The organism is Bacillus sp. J33 (genome assembly GCF_000518885.1).
GTDB lineage: Bacteria > Bacillota > Bacilli > Bacillales > Cytobacillaceae > Cytobacillus.
In genome coordinates this window covers 17,651-35,529 of sequence record NZ_JAEL01000055.1, presented here as the reverse complement: position 1 = coordinate 35,529, position 17,879 = coordinate 17,651, and the positions used below count along the sequence as shown (strand labels likewise).

16 protein-coding genes, 2 rRNA genes and 1 other annotated feature are annotated in these 17,879 nt (G+C 42.4%); all 18 genes read left to right on the top strand.

The window, feature by feature from the left end:
* Positions 1-109: ribosomal RNA gene (locus L634_RS0115970) — 23S ribosomal RNA — on the top strand; the annotation flags it as partial.
* 79 nt (positions 110-188) lie between these two features.
* Positions 189-305, top strand: a 5S ribosomal RNA gene (gene rrf / locus L634_RS0115965).
* Between the two features lie 647 nt (positions 306-952).
* The gene (locus L634_RS0115960) at positions 953-1,417 is read left to right on the top strand and encodes a CtsR family transcriptional regulator (RefSeq protein ID WP_442852704.1); all 465 of its coding nucleotides are present in this window, start codon (positions 953-955) and stop codon (positions 1,415-1,417) included.
* 30 nt (positions 1,418-1,447) lie between these two features.
* Entirely contained in the window at positions 1,448-1,996 is a 549-nt protein-coding gene (locus L634_RS0115955) for a UvrB/UvrC motif-containing protein (RefSeq protein ID WP_026583304.1), read from the top strand.
* 2 nt (positions 1,997-1,998) lie between these two features.
* Positions 1,999-3,078: a protein arginine kinase gene (locus L634_RS0115950; RefSeq protein ID WP_026583303.1), complete on the top strand. Its 1,080-nt coding sequence runs from the start codon at positions 1,999-2,001 to the stop codon at positions 3,076-3,078.
* 6 nt (positions 3,079-3,084) lie between these two features.
* Entirely contained in the window at positions 3,085-5,535 is a 2,451-nt protein-coding gene (gene clpC / locus L634_RS0115945) for an ATP-dependent protease ATP-binding subunit ClpC (protein ID WP_026583302.1), read from the top strand.
* Positions 5,536-5,848: 313 nt separating this feature from the next.
* Positions 5,849-7,228 carry a DNA repair protein RadA gene (radA, locus tag L634_RS0115940; protein ID WP_026583301.1) on the top strand — a complete coding sequence of 460 codons (1,380 nt, stop codon included), beginning with the start codon at positions 5,849-5,851 and terminating at the stop codon, positions 7,226-7,228.
* 2 nt (positions 7,229-7,230) lie between these two features.
* A complete protein-coding gene (disA, locus tag L634_RS0115935) occupies positions 7,231-8,304 on the top strand; it encodes a DNA integrity scanning diadenylate cyclase DisA (protein ID WP_026583300.1) in 1,074 nt (357 codons plus the stop codon).
* A gap of 239 nt (positions 8,305-8,543) precedes the next feature.
* A complete protein-coding gene (locus tag L634_RS0115930; protein WP_026583299.1) occupies positions 8,544-9,632 on the top strand; it encodes a PIN/TRAM domain-containing protein in 1,089 nt (362 codons plus the stop codon).
* A 192-nt stretch (positions 9,633-9,824) separates the two neighbouring features.
* On the top strand, positions 9,825-10,517 hold the full coding sequence (ispD, locus tag L634_RS0115925) for a 2-C-methyl-D-erythritol 4-phosphate cytidylyltransferase (RefSeq protein WP_026583298.1): 693 nt from the start codon (positions 9,825-9,827) through the stop codon (positions 10,515-10,517).
* Between the two features lie 26 nt (positions 10,518-10,543).
* Complete coding sequence (gene ispF, locus L634_RS0115920; RefSeq protein WP_026583297.1) at positions 10,544-11,029, top strand: 2-C-methyl-D-erythritol 2,4-cyclodiphosphate synthase; 486 nt, start codon at positions 10,544-10,546, stop codon at positions 11,027-11,029.
* Positions 11,030-11,215: 186 nt separating this feature from the next.
* The gene (gene gltX / locus L634_RS0115915; RefSeq protein WP_026583296.1) at positions 11,216-12,673 is read left to right on the top strand and encodes a glutamate--tRNA ligase; all 1,458 of its coding nucleotides are present in this window, start codon (positions 11,216-11,218) and stop codon (positions 12,671-12,673) included.
* A 43-nt stretch (positions 12,674-12,716) separates the two neighbouring features.
* Positions 12,717-12,981, top strand: a binding site (T-box leader).
* Between the two features lie 397 nt (positions 12,982-13,378).
* On the top strand, positions 13,379-14,047 hold the full coding sequence (gene cysE, locus L634_RS0115910; RefSeq protein WP_026583295.1) for a serine O-acetyltransferase: 669 nt from the start codon (positions 13,379-13,381) through the stop codon (positions 14,045-14,047).
* The gene (cysS, locus tag L634_RS0115905) at positions 14,028-15,431 is read left to right on the top strand and encodes a cysteine--tRNA ligase (RefSeq protein ID WP_026583294.1); all 1,404 of its coding nucleotides are present in this window, start codon (positions 14,028-14,030) and stop codon (positions 15,429-15,431) included. Before cysE ends, cysS begins: the two co-directional genes overlap by 20 nt.
* 3 nt (positions 15,432-15,434) lie before the next feature.
* Complete coding sequence (locus L634_RS0115900; RefSeq protein WP_026583293.1) at positions 15,435-15,860, top strand: Mini-ribonuclease 3; 426 nt, start codon at positions 15,435-15,437, stop codon at positions 15,858-15,860.
* Positions 15,857-16,600: a 23S rRNA (guanosine(2251)-2'-O)-methyltransferase RlmB gene (gene rlmB, locus L634_RS0115895; RefSeq protein ID WP_026583292.1), complete on the top strand. Its 744-nt coding sequence runs from the start codon at positions 15,857-15,859 to the stop codon at positions 16,598-16,600. The genes L634_RS0115900 and rlmB overlap by 4 nt, the downstream gene beginning before the upstream one ends.
* A 2-nt stretch (positions 16,601-16,602) precedes the next feature.
* Positions 16,603-17,112 carry an NYN domain-containing protein gene (locus L634_RS0115890; protein WP_026583291.1) on the top strand — a complete coding sequence of 170 codons (510 nt, stop codon included), beginning with the start codon at positions 16,603-16,605 and terminating at the stop codon, positions 17,110-17,112.
* A gap of 4 nt (positions 17,113-17,116) precedes the next feature.
* Positions 17,117-17,839, top strand: coding sequence for an RNA polymerase sporulation sigma factor SigH (gene sigH, locus L634_RS0115885; RefSeq protein WP_442852703.1), 723 nt, complete (start codon positions 17,117-17,119; stop codon positions 17,837-17,839).
* Positions 17,840-17,879 lie beyond the last annotated feature (40 nt).

Genomic DNA, 17,879 nt, shown 5'->3' with positions numbered 1-17,879 from the left:
AGCGTCAAGCTAGTAAGATCCCTGAAAGATGATCAGGTTGATAGGTCAGAGGTGGAAGCATGGCGACATGTGGAGCTGACTGATACTAATCGATCGAGGACTTAACCTAGTTATTGGTGAATACTCGGCAAACACTTCTTCATTCATTATCTAGTTTTGAAGGAACGACCTTTCTTCAAACCAAATAGTCTGGTGGCGATAGCGAGAAGGTCACACCCGTTCCCATGCCGAACACGGAAGTTAAGCTTCTCAGCGCCGATGGTAGTTGGGGGCTGTCCCCCTGTGAGAGTAGGACGCTGCCGGGCAACTGAAAGAGCACCTGAATGGGTGCTTTTTTTGTGTTTTCCACATAAAAAAGGTTTGTTTTGGTGAAAAAGGCCTGTGGTCGGTGGAATCTTTTCCGGTTTTATTCCTGGCAAGTTTGCGGGTTAAACCTTTTTGCATGTCTTTGGCGAAAATATGCACCATTTATAAAATTTATGACTCACTTTCGCTCACTTATGCGCCACTTTCGAATTTTATGCACCACTCCTTATTCAACAGTCTGTTTCAGGAATCAATTGTGTTCTTTTAAAAGATCTTGCCGTAAAAATATCGCCTGAATCATGCCATAAATAAAAATAATTGTTAGTTAAATTCTCAAATATTTTAGTAAAACAAAAAATAATCCCCGAAATATTAGTAAATAACTATCCAAACTTGATTCTGAACCTCTTAAAAACCATATTCTTTTCTCTTGTTTCAATAGTTAATCAAAAATAAGCACAAATTCATCCTCCTCCAAGCACAAACTTGCCCATGCCAAAATATATTGTTACCGACATTAACTTTCAATTTCGGGTTTGAGAAGTAAAAAAATGGGGGAAAATTATTAACATCCGCCGATTGCAAGAAATTACATAAATCATGTATAATTAATGTCAAATATAGTCAAAGTCAGATAGGAGGAGGCTTGGTGAGAAATATATCCGACATAATTGAGAATTATCTAAAACAGGTTTTAGAAAAAAGCGAGAGGGAAATCGTGGAAATAAAAAGAAGTGAAATTGCCGATAAATTTCAATGTGTACCCTCTCAGATCAATTATGTTATCAATACCCGTTTTACAATTGAGAAAGGCTATGCCGTGGAGAGCAAGCGGGGCGGCGGAGGGTATATCCGGATTATGAAAGTCCAGTCTTATGACCACGCTGATTTAATTGACCAATTGATTTCATTAGTGCAGAGCCGAATCAGCCAAAGCAGTGCTGAAAATGTTATTTATCGCCTGGTGGAAGAAGAAATTATCACACAGAGGGAAGCTAAAATTATGTTAAGTGTAATAGACCGCTCTGTATTATATATTGACCTTCCATTTCGGGATGAACTGCGTGCAAGGATGTTAAAGGCAATGTTAACGACTTTAAAATATAAATAAGTTTTTTTAGCGAGCTGGAGAGGTGAAGTCATGATTTGTCAGGAGTGTAATCAAAGGCCGGCCACGCTGCATTTTACAAAAGTCATCAATGGAGAAAAAGCTGAGTTCCATCTTTGTGACAAATGTGCTCAGGAAAAAGGTGAAATGTTTATGCTTGGCAGCGGGTCCGGTTTTTCAATCAATAATTTATTGGCAGGCCTGCTGAATATTGAACCTGCGTTTCAGGGAGCGAACCAGGATCCCTTCCAGCAGGAAAAGGTCCTGCAGTGCAAGCAATGTTCCATGACCTATCAGCAGTTTATTAAAGTAGGGCGATTTGGATGCGCTCTTTGCTATGAGACTTTTAAAGATCAGCTGACCCCCATTCTGAGAAGGCTTCACAGCGGGAATTCTTTGCATAACGGAAAAATTCCTGCAAGAATGGGAGGAACCATTCATTTGCGAAGGAATATTGAAAAATTGAAACATGAGTTAAAAGAAATGATTGGCCAAGAAGAATTTGAAAAAGCGGCAGAATTGCGAGATGAAATACGGAAGCTGGAAAAACAGCTGAATGCCAATCATGAGGGAGGGGAATAAGCTTGTCGCTCGAACGTTTTATGAATCAAGCTATCAGCTCCTGGATGAGTGCAGAAGGCCCTGATTCCGATATTGTTTTAAGCTCTAGAATCAGGCTGGCCAGAAATATAAAACAATATAAATTTCCTACTTTATTTTCAAATGAAGAAGCACAGGCAGTTATCCAGAAGGTGAAAGAAAGGGTAGAGCATTCATCTTTTTCAAAGCTTGGGGAGTTGGAACTCCTCATGATGGATGAACTCCAGCCTCTTCAAAAAAGAGTGCTCATGGAGAAGCATTTAATCAGCCCCCACCTAGCTGAGAATTCAACCCATGGGGCCTGCCTTCTATCAGAGAATGAAGAGGTCAGCATTATGATTAATGAAGAAGACCATATTCGGATTCAATGTTTGTTTCCGGGTTTTCAGCTTTCTGAAGCCTTAAGTATGGCAAATGAAATAGATGATTGGCTAGAGGAAAAAGCCGATTATGCATTTGATGAAACGGTCGGCTTTTTAACAAGCTGCCCGACGAATGTAGGAACGGGCCTTAGAGCATCCGTTATGATGCATTTGCCAGGCCTCGTACTCACCCAGCAAATGAACCGGATTATTCCGGCAATTAATCAGCTTGGCTTAGTTGTTAGAGGAATTTATGGTGAGGGCAGCGAAGCATTAGGTAACATCTTTCAAGTTTCAAACCAGATCACACTCGGAAAATCAGAAGAGGATATCGTGGAGGATCTGAAAAGTGTTGTCAGCCAGCTAATTTCTCAGGAAAGGTCAGCAAGAGAAGCATTAGCAAAGACTTCTAACATACAATTAGAAGACAGAGTCTTCCGCTCTTATGGCATTTTATCAAACAGCCGAATTATTGAATCGAAGGAAGCCGCGCAATGCTTATCTGATGTTCGCCTGGGAATTGATATGCAGTATATAAAAAATATCTCAAAGAATATTTTAAATGAGCTGATGATCCTGACACAGCCAGGCTTTTTGCAGCAATATGCAGGGGGTCCGCTCAGGCCTCATGAACGCGATATCCGCAGGGCTTCATTAATCAGGGAAAGATTAAAAATGGAAGATCAAGAGTTGGGAGGATGAATTTATATGATGTTCGGACGATTCACAGAAAGAGCTCAGAAGGTATTGGCTTTAGCACAGGAGGAAGCAATCCGTTTAGGACATAATAACATTGGGACAGAGCACATCCTGCTTGGCCTTGTAAGAGAAGGAGAAGGCATTGCAGCAAAAGCCCTTTATGCATTGGGCCTAGGCTCCGATAAAATCCAAAAAGAAGTTGAAAATTTAATTGGCAGAGGACAGGATGCTTCCCAAACCATTCATTATACTCCTCGTGCAAAAAAGGTAATTGAACTTTCCATGGATGAAGCAAGAAAGCTTGGGCATTCATACGTAGGAACTGAACATATTCTGCTTGGCCTAATCCGCGAAGGAGAAGGCGTTGCAGCAAGAGTTCTAAATAACCTTGGAGTCAGCCTTAATAAAGCCCGCCAGCAAGTGCTTCAGCTATTGGGAAGCAATGAGTCTGGCAACCACCAAGGAGGTTCAGCGGCAAATGCGAATACACCAACTCTTGACGGATTAGCCCGTGATTTAACGGCTATTGCAAGAGAAGGAAGCTTGGACCCCGTTATTGGGCGCAGCAAGGAAATCCAGCGTGTAATAGAGGTGCTAAGCCGCCGTACGAAGAACAACCCGGTTCTTATTGGTGAACCAGGTGTCGGTAAAACAGCAATTGCAGAGGGATTGGCACAGCAAATTATTAATAATGAAGTGCCGGAAACTCTTCGTGATAAAAGAGTAATGACGCTTGATATGGGTACAGTTGTTGCTGGTACGAAATATCGGGGTGAATTCGAAGACCGCCTGAAGAAAGTAATGGATGAAATCAGGCAGGCAGGAAATATCATCTTATTCATCGATGAGCTTCATACTTTAATAGGTGCAGGGGGAGCAGAAGGCGCTATTGATGCCTCCAACATTCTAAAGCCTTCTCTTGCCCGCGGTGAGCTTCAGTGTATTGGTGCGACGACACTTGATGAATACAGAAAATATATCGAAAAAGATGCAGCACTCGAAAGACGTTTCCAGCCGATTACAGTTGATGAGCCTACTGCAGAAGAATCCGTACAGATTCTTCAAGGGCTGCGTGACCGTTATGAGGCACACCACCGAGTAACCATTACAGATGCGGCGATTGAAGCGGCTGTTAAACTTTCAGACCGCTACATCTCAGACCGTTTCCTTCCGGATAAAGCAATTGACTTAATTGATGAAGCAGGTTCAAAGGTAAGACTCCGTTCTTATACTACCCCGCCTAATCTAAAAGAGCTGGAAGTAAAGCTGGAGGATGTCAGAAAAGAAAAAGATGCCGCAGTTCAAAGCCAGGAATTTGAGAAAGCCGCATCCTTAAGAGATACAGAACAGCGTCTCCGTGAACAGCTTGAAGAAACCAAGAAAACATGGAAAGAAAAACAAGGCAAGGAGAACAGTGAAGTAACCGTCGAGGATATCGCCAATGTAGTATCCAGCTGGACTGGAATTCCTGTATCCAAGCTGGCGCAAACAGAAACGGAAAAGCTTCTTAACCTGGAGGAAATCCTTCATTCCCGTGTAATTGGCCAAGAAGAAGCGGTTAAAGCTATTTCAAAGGCTGTCCGCCGTGCCCGTGCAGGATTGAAAGACCCTAAGCGCCCTATTGGCTCCTTTGTATTCCTTGGGCCAACAGGTGTTGGTAAAACGGAATTAGCCCGTGCGTTGGCAGAAGCGATGTTCGGTGATGAGGATGCCATGATCCGAATCGATATGTCTGAGTACATGGAGAAGCATTCGACATCCCGTTTAGTAGGGTCTCCTCCAGGATATGTAGGCTATGAGGAAGGCGGCCAGCTAACTGAAAAGGTTCGAAGAAAGCCTTATTCTGTGGTCCTTCTGGATGAAATTGAAAAGGCTCATCCAGATGTGTTTAATATCCTTCTGCAGGTACTGGAAGACGGAAGATTAACAGATTCCAAAGGAAGAACTGTTGATTTCCGCAATACTGTTCTTATCATGACATCCAATGTGGGTGCTGAGGCCTTGAAGCGCAACAAATATGTCGGCTTCAATATCCAGGATGGGGAGCAGGATTATAAGGACATGAAAAGTAAAGTAATGGAAGAGATGAAAAAGTCTTTCCGTCCGGAATTCCTTAACCGTATTGATGAAATTATTGTCTTCCATGCCTTGGAGAAGAAGCACCTTCAGGAAATCGTTACGCTAATGTCTGATACATTAACGAAACGATTGAAAGAACAAGATATTACTTTGGAGCTTACAAATGCAGCCAAAGAAAAAATTTCGGAGGAGGGCTATGATCCGGAGTATGGAGCACGCCCGCTCCGCAGAGCGATTCAAAAGCATATAGAGGACCGCTTATCAGAGGAGCTGTTAAAAGGAACAGTTCTAACTGGGCAAAGCGTGGTAATAGATGTAAAGGATGGAGAATTTGTTGTTAGAACGGCTGAAACCAGCGGAACGCCAAATCTTCAAAAATAATAATCTGCACCAATTAGGTTTAACACAGCAAAAAGGTACACGTCCCTGTTATACGTGTACCTTTTTGTACTCTTAAAAGGCATTTCCTTAGATGCAGTGTTCAAAGAAGTTTATTTGGCAGTTTTATGTTAATTTTAATAGAGAGAAAGAAATATTTTGAATTTCAACGCGAAAACATTTTAAGGCGCATGAAATAGGGAATAAGGAAGTAAACCAAACTTTTTTAATTTAAGCTGGTTGCTCATAGATGCCGGTAGCATTAAAGGTTCCCTTCATGGCGGCTGGAATGGATGTTCAGAGAGGGAGAAGAAGTATGGCCAAAAGAAAAACGAAATTTATGTGCCAGGAATGCGGCTATGAATCACCCAAATGGATGGGAAAATGTCCGGGATGCGGCCAGTGGAACACAATGGTTGAAGAGGTAGAGAAGCCGGCATCAACCAGAAGAGGGGCTTTTGCTCATTCGCAAGGAACAGCAATAAGTGCAAAAGCAACGCCTATTACATCAATTGAAACAGTCAGTGAACCACGGATTCATACAGATTTAATTGAATTAAACCGTGTATTGGGAGGCGGAATTGTCCGAGGTTCGCTTGTGCTAATCGGGGGAGATCCCGGGATTGGAAAGTCAACGCTTCTTCTTCAGGTTTCATCCCAGCTGGCGAACAGGAAGCATTCGGTCCTATATATTTCGGGTGAGGAATCCATGCGCCAAACAAAGCTTAGGGCTGACCGGCTAGGTGTTTCATCCGATAGCTTGCTTGTTTACTCGGAAACAAGCCTTGATGAAATTAGCAGAACAATCGATTCTGTGAATCCTGATTTTGTTATTATCGATTCTATTCAAACCATTTTCCATCCGGAAGTTACATCAGCACCGGGAAGTGTTTCGCAAGTGCGGGAATGTACTGCTGAGCTGATGCGTATCGGCAAAACGAAAGGGATTGCCATTTTTATCGTCGGGCATGTAACAAAGGAAGGTTCAATTGCAGGTCCCCGGCTTTTAGAGCATATGGTTGATACTGTTTTGTATTTTGAAGGGGAGCGCCATCATACATACCGTATTTTGAGGGCTGTGAAAAATAGATTTGGATCAACAAACGAAATGGGCATTTTTGAAATGAAGGAGTTCGGGCTTGAGGAAGTTGCAAATCCATCCGAAATATTTCTGGAAGAACGGTCACAGGGTGCAGCTGGTTCTACAGTAGTGGCATCCATGGAGGGAACAAGGCCAGTTTTGGTAGAAATTCAAGCACTCATTTCGCCAACGAGCTTTGGAAATCCAAGGCGAATGGCTACAGGAATAGACCACAATCGGGTTCCGCTCCTCATGGCTGTTTTAGAAAAACGAGTGGGAATGCTGCTGCAAAACCAGGATGCGTACCTCAAAGTTGCAGGCGGGGTGAAGCTCGATGAGCCAGCTATCGATCTGGCAATCGCCGTAAGCATTGCTTCAAGCTTTAGGGATAAACCAACCAAAGCAACAGACTGCATAATAGGGGAAGTAGGACTGACAGGTGAGGTCCGTCGCGTATCCAGAATTGAACAGAGAGTCCAGGAGGCGGCTAAGCTCGGATTTGAGCGGGTCATATTGCCTGCGAATAACCTTGGAGGATGGAGCGCGCCAAAAGGCATTGAATTAATCGGTGTAGGATCTGTCAGTGAAGCATTAAAGGCTGCGTTGGGGGAATAAATATGGAAACAAAAAAATTGAGCGAAAAAACGATGAGCGAAATCCTTCAGTTTATGGCTCCGGGGACGCCTATCAGGGAAGGAATTGATAATGTACTCCGTGCCAATACTGGCGGGTTAATCGTTTTAGGGTCTAAAGAAAAGATGAATAGTCTTGTGGATGGTGGTTTTTTAATCAATTGCCCGTTTACGCCAAGTTATTTGTATGAGCTGGCTAAAATGGATGGAGCCATTATCCTGAATGAAGAGGGCAACAAAATCTTAATTGCCAATGCCCAGCTCGTTCCCGATCCAGGTGTGCCTTCCACAGAAACAGGAATGCGCCATCGGACAGCGGAACGGGTCGCCAGGCAGACTGGCGCATTGGTGATAGCCATTTCACAAAGGAGAAATGTCATCACGTTATATAAAGGGCATTCCCGTTATGCTTTAAGGGATATCGGAGTTATTTTAACGAAGGCGAATGTTGCCGTCCAGACACTTGAGAAATATAAAGTGGTGCTGGAGCAAAGCATTGGGAATCTTAGCATATTGGAATTTGAGGAACTTGTTACTTATAGTGACATCCTACATGTTTTTCATAATATTGAGATGGTCCTTCGGATTAAAAATGAACTTTTAACTTATTTAAGTGAGCTGGGAACAGAGGGCAGGCTCATTCGGCTGCAGATGAATGAACTTTTAACAGAACTTGAAAGAGAAGCAGAATGGATTATCAGAGATTATGCACAATCAAAAGATATTGACTCAAGGGATACACTTATCAAGCTTCAGGATCTTTCCAAAGGGGAAATGCTGGAAGACTCTGTAATCCTTAAGCTTTTAGGATTTAACGGCTATATTCATATAGAGGAATTTAGGTGTCCCCGCGGATATCGTATGCTGAACAAAGTTCCGCGCCTGCCGCCTATTATTATCGAAAACTTAATAAATCGGTTCGATGAGTTTCCAAATATTATTGCGGCATCCGTAGAGGAATTGGATGAAGTGGAAGGTATTGGGGAAGTAAGGGCGAGAAAAATTAAGGAAGGGCTGAAACTCATTAAAGAACAGGTTTTTGCGGACCGTCAGCTATGAGAGACTATTGAACTATGTAATTTGTTGTGCTAAAATGGTTAGTTATTTAATTGACAATTTATTACCAATGATGCTACCCTTAGGTTGTATTAATATATTAAATATACAAGAAATACACCTTCTTTTAGGTGGGATATTACTATCCTAAAATAACTATTTGGCTGGAAAGATAAAAATCTCTGCAATTGAAGGTTTCAATTTTAGGAATTTGTTTATAATGAGTAAAAGGAGGTGAAGGAATGTTAAGACGTATTGTACAGGCATGCTTCCTTATTATCGGGGTAACGCTTGGTATATTTTTGATTCCTGACTTATTGAAATTAATGAATTTAAACGACATTCCTCTTTTAAATAATCCATATGTGTCCGCCATTTTAGGTGCTATTATTTTTTATCTTATAACTTTTTGGGCGGTTGATCATGTCGTCAACTTTGTGAGATGGACAGAAGAATCACTCGTAAAAGTACCTATAACTGATATTATATTCGGAAGTGTCGGCCTTGTTTTTGGGTTAGTTATTGCTTTTCTTATCGGCTATGCACTTAATGCCATTGAGGTTCCCATTCTGAATACGGTAGCCCCAATTGTATTGACTTTGCTGTTTGGTTATCTGGGCTTCCAGGTTGGCTTTAAAAAACGTGATGAGCTTTTAACCTTATTAACAAGCAAGAAAAAGAAAATTGGCGAAGAAGAAACGGAGCCGGAAACCTCTGCTAAAAATTCGCTTAAAATCCTTGATACAAGCGTTATTATTGATGGGCGGATCGCGGATATTTGCCAAACTGGTTTCCTTGAGGGAACGATTGTCATTCCTCAATTTGTACTGGAGGAGCTCCAGCATATTGCGGATTCTTCAGATGTACTGAAGCGGAACCGCGGCCGAAGAGGGCTTGACATTCTAAACAGAATTCAAAAAGAGCTTTCGATTAAAGTTGAGATTTATGAAGGCGATTTTGAAGAAATACAGGAAGTAGACAGCAAACTTGTAAAACTGGCGAAAATAACAAATGGTGTTGTTGTAACCAATGACTTTAATTTAAACAAAGTTTGTGAATTGCAGAAAGTAGCCGTTTTAAATATTAATGATCTGGCTAATGCCGTGAAGCCTGTTGTGCTTCCTGGGGAGGAAATGAAGGTACAGGTTATTAAGGACGGCAAGGAGCAGAATCAGGGAATTGCCTATCTGGATGATGGCACGATGATTGTGGTAGAAGAAGGCAGAAACTATATTGGCAAACATATTGATGTTCTTGTCACAAGTGTTCTGCAGACATCAGCCGGCAGAATGATTTTTGCAAAACCTAAGCTTTTGGAAAAAGCTTTATAATGGACACTCAAGAGAAGTAGGACAGATTGTGCCAGGGGAGCATTTTGCCTCCCCAAGCCTTTTTGCCCTACCTTTTTTGCCGAATAAATATAATTTTAACTTCGATAACTGTCTAGCTCCAGCTCCTGCTTCCTCGAGGTGTCGGGGGTGGGCATGGCGCTTGCGCTTTTCTTAGGAGAGAGGAATAATTTTATGAGTTACCAAGTGATCCTTCCAGCAGCAGGGCAGGGAAAAAGAATGGGAGCAGGAAAGAATAAGCTTCTCCTGGAAATTGGAGAGGTGCCTGTTTTTATACATACATTAAGGGTTTTCGAAAATGATCCGGAGTGCACAGGCATTTTTTTGGCAATCAATCATGAGGATGAAAAAGAAATTCGTGTTCTATTAAAAGAGCATAACATTTCAAAAGTAGCTGCGATGGTTGAAGGCGGCAAGGAAAGACAGAATAGTGTCTATAATGCTGCTAAAGCTGTGCCTGGTGATGGGATTGTTTTGGTGCATGATGCTGCCCGTCCTTTCATTAGCCGGGAATTAATAAAGCCGCTGGTAAAGATGGCGGAAGATAAAGGTGCAGCGGTTCTTGCTGTTCCCCTTAAAGATACGGTTAAAAAAGCAGAGGGAAATCTAATCACAGAAACGCTTGAACGTTCCTGCCTGTGGGCTGTTCAAACTCCACAGGCTTTTCGTATTTCTGCACTGCTCGAAGCCCACCGCAAGGCTGAAGAGGAACAATTTTTAGGAACAGATGATGCCAGCCTTGTAGAGCGGATAGGCAAAGAGGTAATGATTGTAGAGGGAAGTTACGATAATATTAAGCTGACTACGCCTGAAGACATCTATTTCGCAGAAGCTATCATTAAGAAAAGAGAAAACAAAGGCATTTAATTACATAGCTAAAGGGGATTATATTTATGTTTAGGATTGGACAAGGCTTTGATGTTCATCAATTCGCTGAAGGGCGCCCTTTGATTATTGGCGGCATAGAGATACCATTTGAAAAAGGCCTGCTTGGGCATTCAGATGCAGATGTATTGCTGCACACTGTTGCCGACGCTTGCCTGGGTGCAATTGGCGAAGGAGATATCGGGCGGCATTTTCCCGATACGGATCCTGAGTTTAAGGATGCTGATTCAGCGAAATTGCTGGAGCATGTATGGGGGATTGTCAAAGAAAAAGGGTATGAGCTGGTGAATGCAGATTGTACTATTATTGCCCAGAAGCCAAAGATGGCTCCCCATATTAGTAAAATGCAAGAGCGGATCGCTCAGCTTTTGGAAACCGAAAAGGAAAATATAAATGTAAAAGCCACAACTACAGAGAAGCTCGGTTTTACGGGAAGAGAAGAAGGAATTGCTTCACAAGCTGTTGTTTTGCTGAAAAAGAAAGACATCTACTAAAATTACCTTTCAGAAGAAAATGGAGAGTGTTAAAATATAGCTTATCGCAGTCTAACGGATAGTAAGACCGATTGGTTCAATTAATCAGTGGGGGAAGAAGACAGCTAAAAGCCGATAGCCTGTCGCAGTATATGTACTAGCACTTCCCGTGCGTCATTTTATTGAGAATTTGAGGAGGCAGTAACTATGTCAAATGAAATTCGCGTTCGCTATGCACCGAGTCCAACAGGGCATTTACATATCGGAAATGCGAGAACAGCGCTATTTAACTATTTATTTGCACGCAGCAAGGGCGGAAAATTCATCATCCGCATTGAAGATACAGATAAAAAACGGAATATTGAAGGCGGCGAGGAAAGCCAGCTTCACTATTTAAAGTGGCTTGGCATTGATTGGGATGAAAGCATCGATAAAGAAGGCGAATACGGACCATACCGCCAATCTGAACGAAATGATATTTACGAAACATACTATAAGGAACTGCTTGAAAAAGGCCATGCCTATAAATGCTATTGTACGGAGGAGGAACTGGAAGCTGAGCGCGAAGCACAGTCTGCCAAGGGAGAAACTCCTGCTTATTCAGGGAAATGCCGCAACTTAACACCTGAAGAAAGAGCGGCATTAGAAGCAGAAGGCAGAAAGCCAAGCATTCGCTTTTTAGTGCCAAAGGGTAAGGCCTTTACATTTAATGATATGGTAAAAGGAGAAGTGTCGTTTGAGTCTGATGGCATTGGCGACTATGTCATTGTCAAAAAAGACGGAACGCCTACCTATAACTTTGCGGTAGCGGTTGATGATCATTTAATGAAGATTTCCCATGTCCTGCGCGGCGACGATCATATCTCCAATACGCCTAAGCAGCTGATGGTTTACGAGGCGCTGGGCTGGAAAGCGCCAAAGTTTGGCCATATGACGCTGATTGTGAATGAAAGCCGTAAAAAACTGAGCAAGCGTGATGAAACAATCATTCAATTTATTGAACAATATGAAGAACTGGGCTACTTGCCTGAAGCTCTTTTTAACTTCATTGCTTTGCTTGGATGGTCTCCGGCCGGAGAAGAAGAAATATTCTCTAAGGAAGAGTTTATTAATATTTTTGATGAAAATCGACTTTCAAAATCACCTGCGCTTTTTGATAAGCAAAAGCTTACATGGATGAACAACCAGTATATGAAGAAGCTTGACCAGGATCGCTTAGTGGCTATTTCTGCCCCGCACCTTGTAAAGGCCGGAAAAATCAGCGAAAACTGGCAGCAGGAAAATGAACAATGGGTTCGGAGCTTAATTGCGCTTTACCAGGAAAAAATGAGCTTTGGCGCTGAGATTGTGGAACTGTCAGAGCTGTTCTTTACAGAAGAAATGATAGTAGACGATGAAGCCAGGGAAGTTCTAGCAGAAGAGCAGGTGCCTGAAGTGCTTTCTTCCTTCTTGCAGGAAATTGAGAACATGGCAGAGTTCAAAGCTGACGAAATTAAAGCAGCCATGAAAGCTGTCCAAAAGTCTACTGGCCATAAAGGCAAAAAACTATTCATGCCAATCCGGTCTGCAACAACAGGACAAACGCATGGCCCTGATTTGCCTCAGGCGATTGAGCTTTTAGGAAAAGAAAAAGTAAAAAGCCGCTTGATGAGCATTATTGGTTAACATATTGGAGAAAATGTAATATAGTATATATTAAATTCTATAAATGAAAGTGTTGAAGAGGAAAAGTAAGAAAAGGATGCTTTTTAGAGAGAACCATCACCGGCTGAAAGTGGTTTAAGCCTCTCCTTTTCCGAAGTGCACCTCTGAGCCCCATATCGAACGGAAAATGGTCTTAGAGTTATTGCTGCAGCAGTAATGCTGAAAACATTTTGCCAAGTAGAATTGGGCGGGACTCCTCCCGTTAACAGGTTAAAGTTGAGGCTTCTGAAGTCTAAACAGAGTGGAACCGCGTGCAAAGCGTCTCTGTCCTATTGTGGCAGGGGCGCTTTTTTATATATAAAGGGAAATACCTTGCTTATTTCCCGGAAAATATTATATGGGGAAAATACTTGGCCTTATAAGGCCGTATATAAAATAAGCTGTGTTAAATTATAAAGTTGATTTTGGCACCCTGTTGATTGGAGCGGAAGTTGCTAATCCCGCGAAAATGCATTCGCATTTCCTTACGACGAGGTGTTAACTCGGGAAGCTTATTCAAAGTCCTGCGGGAAAAGCGAGTCAAAGAGAGACCCCACAGGCGCGAATGCGCCGAGGAGCGTCGGACCGCCCGCGGAAAGCGAGCGCCTGAAGCGGAAATCAACAGGCAAATTTAACAGAGCCATAAAACAAATAATAAAGATCATGTGTTAGGGAGGGGAAGGAACGATGTTTGCAAGAATGAAGGAAGACATCGAAGTGGTATTTGAACAAGATCCTGCAGCAAGAAGCTATCTGGAAGTAATTTTAACTTATTCTGGGCTTCATGCGATTTGGTCGCACCGTATTGCCCATGCGCTATTTAAGCGGAAGTTTTATTTTCTTGCAAGAGTTGTTTCCCAAATCAGCCGCTTTTTCACAGGAATTGAAATCCATCCAGGGGCAAAAATTGGCCGCAGGTTTTTCATTGACCATGGCATGGGCGTTGTTATCGGGGAAACGTGTGAGATTGGCGATAATGTAACTGTTTTTCAGGGAGTAACATTGGGCGGTACTGGCAAAGAAAAAGGAAAACGCCATCCGACTATTAAAGATAACGCGCTTATCGCTACTGGTGCAAAAGTCCTTGGCTCCATTACAATTGGAGAAAATTCGAAGATAGGTGCAGGTTCAGTTGTCCTCCATGAGGTTCCGCCAAATTCAACTGTTGTCGGAATCCCTGGAAGAGTGAAAATCCGGGATGGTGTGAAGGTGGCTAAGGATTTAAATCATACCGATCTTCCAGATCCAATTGCAGACCGCTTTAAGGAAATGGAGAAAGAGCTGCAGGATTTAAAAAACGAAGTTGAGACGTTGAGGAAAGAAAGGAGCCGGGTTTATGGCCATTCAGATCTATAATACACTTACACGGCAAAAAGAAGAGTTTATTCCCTTAGAAGAGGGAAAAGTGAAAATGTATGTTTGCGGACCAACCGTTTATAATTATATCCATATAGGGAATGCACGTCCGCCGATCGTATTTGATACAGTAAGGAGATATCTTGAGTTTCGCGGGTATGATGTTCAATATGTCTCTAATTTTACCGACGTAGATGATAAGCTGATCCGTGTAGCCAATGAACTTGGAGAGGGCGTTCCAACTATTGCGGAACGCTTTATCAAGGCTTATTTTGAAGATGTTTCAGCTCTTGGATGCAGACGTGCGGATGTCCATCCGAGAGTGACGGAGAGCATGGAAATGATTATTGATTTTATTCAAACCTTGATTGATAAAGGCTATGCTTATGAATCTGAGGGAGATGTGTATTACCATACCCGCAAATTTGATGAGTACGGAAAGCTATCACACCAGTCCATTGATGAACTGCGTGTCGGCGCCCGCATTGCAGTCGGGGAAAAGAAACAGGATTCCCTTGATTTTGTCCTATGGAAAGCAGCCAAAGAAGGTGAGATTTCCTGGGATAGCCCATGGGGCAAAGGAAGGCCGGGATGGCATATTGAATGCTCTGCTATGGCGAAGAAATACCTTGGCGAAACAATTGATATCCATGCTGGCGGACAGGATTTGGCTTTCCCGCACCATGAAAATGAAATTGCACAATCAGAAGCTTTGACAGGCAAAACATTTGCCCGGTATTGGATGCATAATGGCTATATTAATATAGACAATGAAAAAATGTCTAAATCTCTCGGGAATTTTGTATTGGTTCATGATATTATCCAAAAACATGACCCTCAGGTATTAAGGTTCTTTATGCTCTCCGTCCATTACAGGCATCCAATCAATTACAGTGATGAACTGCTTGAAAATACACGTTCCGGACTTGAGCGCATTAAAACGTCTTATCATAATTTGAAACACCGCAAAGAAGCAAGTGTTAATCTGACGGATAACAATCAGGAGTGGATTGATAAAATAACCGCTCTTCATAAACAATTCATAAAAGATATGGACGATGATTTTAATACGGCCAACGCTGTCTCTATCCTGTTTGATCTATCAAAATTGGCAAATTATTATTTGATGGAGAAAAACACGGCTGTTGAAGTGATTGATGCATTTACTGAGGAGTTTGAAACACTATTTGAGGTATTGGGGCTTTCGCTTGAAGAAGCCAATGGGGAGCTATTGGATGAAGAAATTGAAAAGCTGATTGAGGAGCGCCAGCAGGCCAGAAAAGAACGAAATTTTGAACTGGCTGACAAGATCCGTGACCAGCTGAAAGAAATGAATATAATCCTTGAAGATACACCGCAGGGAATTAGATGGAAAAGAGGCTAAACGATGCTTCACTATGAAAACAAAATAGATGAGAAACAATTGAATAGCCTTGCTTTGGCGTATATGGGGGACGCGGTTTTTGAAACTTATATACGCCACCACCTGATTCAAAATGGCCGGGTTAAGCCCCACTTTCTTCACAAAGAGGCCACCTGGTATGTCTCTGCAAAAGCACAATCCATGATTATACATGATTTGATTAATTCCGGCTATTTGACTGAAGAGGAACTGGCAGTTGTGCGAAGGGGCCGAAATGCCAAATCGGGTTCTGTTCCCAAAAATACCGATGTGCAAACATATCGGTACAGCACAGCTTTCGAAGCGCTGATTGGCTATCTGTTTTTATCAGAAAGAAAAGAACGGATTGATGAACTAATAAAAGAATCAATAAGACTAGTTGAGGAAAGGAAAGGAGGAGCGATAAAATGAACCAGGATTTTATCATTGGCAAAAATCCCGTAATTGAAGCATTAAAGTCAGAAAGGGATATTAATAAGATCTTTATTGCTGAGGGGTCACAAGGCGGCCAGATGCAGCAGGTGATCGGTTTGGCTAAATCCGCCGGCGTGCTGGTCCAGTTTGTCCCTAAGAAAAAGATTGACCAGATGGCGGAAGGGAATCACCAGGGAGTCATTGCCCAGGTTGCTGCGTATCAGTATGCAGAGATTGATGACCTCTTTGCTTCAGCAGAAAAGAAGAACGAGGCTCCATTCTTTTTGCTGCTGGATGAAATAGAAGATCCCCATAACCTTGGATCCATTATGAGAACTGCAGATGCGGTGGGGGCGCATGGTATTATTATTCCGAAGCGGAGGGCTGTAGGGCTGACCGCGACTGTTGCCAAGGCATCGACTGGGGCAATTGAGTATATTCCTGTTGTTCGCGTTACGAACATGGCTCGAACGATTGATGAATTGAAAGAGAGAGGCGTCTGGATCGCGGGGACGGATGCGAAAGGCAAACAAGATTACCGCCAATTTGATGGAACGATGCCAATAGGGCTTGTGATCGGAAGTGAAGGAAAAGGCATGGGCCGCCTTATCCGTGATAAATGTGATTTTCTGATCCGCTTGCCGATGGCAGGACATGTTACCTCTTTAAATGCATCGGTTGCGTCCGCTCTTCTTATGTATGAGGTTTATCGGAAACGGCACCCTCTTGAGGGATAATAATGGACATCCTTATTGTTGACGGGTACAACATAATAGGTGCTTGGCCGGAACTAAGGGAGCTGAAAGACAAAGATTTGTCGTCTGCCAGAGACCGCCTTGTTGAAAAGATGGCCGAGTACCAGGGATATTCAGGCTACAAAGTCATTGTCGTTTTTGATGCCCATTATGTGAAAGGGACAGAAAAAAAGTTTAAAAATTCAAAGGTTGAGGTAATTTTTACCAGAAATAATGAAACGGCAGATGAGCGCATTGAAAAACTGGCCATCGATTTGAGCAATATTAAAACGCAAATCCATGTGGCTACTTCCGATTATACTGAACAATGGGTAATCTTTGGCCAGGGAGCGCTAAGGAAATCAGCCAGGGAATTGCTTAATGAAATGAATTTGATTGAAAGAAGCATTGAAAAAAAGGTGAAAAATATTCAGTCAAATAAACCTGTTTCTAAAATCCCTCTAAGTGATGAAGTGGCAGAAATTTTTGAAAAATGGCGCAGAGGAGGACAATGAGCGGTTGACGCTTGAAAAACCCCTGCTGTATAATATTTCTAACCATGCTTGTACGGTCGGGGGGATCCTAGTGAGTGCTGACTTCAAGACAATCGACGAAAATCTAATAGACTTTATCCAGCTTGAGGACGAAGAATTAGTTGATCTGGTGCATAAGGGAGAAAGTGAAGCCTTGGATTATCTGATTCATAAGTATCGTAATTTCGTGCGGGCGAAAGCAAGATCTTATTTTTTAATTGGCGCAGACAAGGAAGATATTGTGCAAGAAGGAATGATTGGCTTATACAAAGCAATCCGTGATTTCAAAGAGGACAAGCTGTCCTCCTTCAAAGCATTTGCCGAGTTATGCATTACAAGGCAGATAATTACAGCCATCAAGACGGCAACACGCCAAAAGCATATTCCGCTGAATTCGTATGTTTCTTTGGACAAGCCTATTTATGACGAGGAGTCTGACCGAACTTTAATGGATGTAATTTCAGGTGCAAAGGTGATGGATCCTGAAGAGCTTATCATTAACCAGGAGGAGTTTGACCATATTGAAATAAAAATGTCCGAGCTTCTGAGCGACCTGGAGCGAAAAGTGCTTGCCCTCTATTTGGATGGGCAGTCTTATCAGGAAATCTCGGAGGAGCTAAACCGTCATGTTAAATCAATAGACAATGCCTTGCAGCGCGTGAAAAGGAAGCTGGAAAGATATTTGGAAGTGCGCGAATTTTCATTATAGACAAAACTTCCCACAACGTGCCTTTTTGCAGTTATTGACA